The organism is Salipaludibacillus sp. CF4.18 (assembly GCF_051262595.1).
Lineage (GTDB): Bacteria > Bacillota > Bacilli > Bacillales > Salisediminibacteriaceae > Salipaludibacillus > Salipaludibacillus neizhouensis.
Genome location: NZ_JBIMEV010000183.1, coordinates 1 through 277, shown reverse-complemented (window position 1 = coordinate 277; position 277 = coordinate 1). Strand labels below are relative to the sequence as shown.

The following is a 277-nucleotide window of genomic DNA, read 5'->3' as shown; positions in this document are numbered from 1 at the left end:
AAAAACTCCTCTTGAGTTGCGGCTTCCACTTCATGATAGTGCTCGCGAACCCAACTTAACTTCAGTCTCTTCGCATACTCTTGAATAACTTCATTCATTCTAAGTGCCCCCTCTCTTGTGAAAAGAAGGCATCATATTGATTCATGCCTCGAGATGCCAGAGGCATTTTTGGAACTGGTTGTTTCAAATTCAACGTTTCCCTATACCCTCGTCCGTGAATGACTTGGTGAAAGACTTGTTGAATCGTTTCTGACGAAGGATGACCAAACTCCGATGC

General features: G+C 43.7%; 2 pseudogenes. Both read right to left on the bottom strand.

Going from position 1 to position 277, the window contains the following annotated elements:
* Positions 1 to 98: pseudogene (locus ACHABW_RS26075) on the bottom strand (ATP-binding protein); the annotation flags it as partial.
* Positions 95 to 277 (bottom strand): annotated as a pseudogene (locus ACHABW_RS26070) (IS21 family transposase); the annotation flags it as partial. The pseudogenes ACHABW_RS26070 and ACHABW_RS26075, both read right to left, overlap by 4 nt.